Consider the following 1350-nt stretch of genomic DNA (forward strand, 5'->3'; position numbering starts at 1 on the left):
GAAATGGGTTTTGCCCGGGAAGTCGCCCACCGGATATTGTTTCTCGATGGCGGAAAGGTGGCCCAAGATGTGCCGCCCCAGGAGTTTTTTAGCAATCCGAAGTGCGATCGCGCCCAGCAATTTCTGGAAAAAATGCTTTAATTCATATATAGCAATCCTCGCATCAGTTTCAATAACTTCTAGGCTAAACGCCTCTTAATCAATGTCACTCTTGCTCTGCCTCGACGGAGAACATCGAGGCTCTTCCTCCGGATCTGCGTTACCAGGAAGAGCCTGGTAACGAGTAGAATCATTTAGGATTGCTATAAGAGTTAGAGTTTTTAACCGCAGAGGACACAGAGGACACAGAGGCAAGAGGAGAAAGAGAAAGTTGGGCTAGGGTGCGTCAGGTTGGAGATGCTCGAGCGGCACAAAAAGTCGAGGAAGGGGACAGGGTTTGTTGCCGATCTGCATCCGTGGTGAGCCTGTTTAAATGAAACTGAAATCACTGGCGCTGATTCCGATAGCAGAAAGTCCGTTTAAAGCAGCTATAATTTCTCCTGTTTCCTTAAACTGAATCAATGTTGCACCGCTATTTTCAGTAAGAGTTAATTGCTCGAATGTCAAGCCATTAGCTAGCATCAGCAAATCTTTTCCAGCTTCAAAATCGGCAATAATATCGATACCAGAATTGGCAGACAGTAAAAAGCGATCGCTCCCAGCACCTCCAATTAAACAATCATCCCCCAAACCGCCAACCAAAGTATCATTTCCCTCGCACCCGTCTAGCAAATCATTGCCAGCACCTCCAGTCAGACAATCATTGCCAGCACCTCCGCAGAGGGTATCATTACCATAATTGCCGTAGAGAGAATCCTCGCCTTCACTGCCGAAGATTATATCATTTCCCTTGCCTCCAAATGCGATATCGCTGCCTTGGCCGCCGTCGAGAAAATCAGCAGCTTCACCGCCAAAAATTAAGTCGTCGTCTTCTTTACCATTTATTGAATCATTGCCGCGATTTCCGAAGATGATATCTTCGCCTTCAGCGCCCACACTGATGTCATTGCCATTGCCGCCAAAAAGGATATCATCTTTCTTGCTACCCTCAATAAAATCATTGCCTCGGTTGCCGTAAAGGATGTCGTTTGCTTCACCGCCGTAGAGGGTATCGTCGCCTTTTTCCGCATCGAAAATATTCCGATTTGGACTGCCGTAGAAAGCATCATTTTCTGGCCTACCAAACACAATTGCACCGCTACCATTGCCGTTGATAATATTGTCAGCTTGGTTTGGGCGATCGAGATTTGGATACTCAATATTATGGCAAATGCAATCAGTATCACTTGCTGGTGTAACAACGGGTACTGA

At 46.4% G+C, this 1350-nt stretch carries 1 protein-coding gene; it reads right to left on the reverse strand.

Translation table 11 applies throughout. The features are described from left to right. Positions 1–468: 468 nt before the first annotated feature. Positions 469–1350 (reverse strand): calcium-binding protein (locus tag QUB56_RS36905; RefSeq protein WP_332961303.1); only part of this gene is annotated, 882 nt, incomplete at its 5' end.

The sequence above is a fragment of the Microcoleus sp. AR_TQ3_B6 genome, from assembly GCF_036702785.1.
Lineage (GTDB): Bacteria > Cyanobacteriota > Cyanobacteriia > Cyanobacteriales > Microcoleaceae > Microcoleus.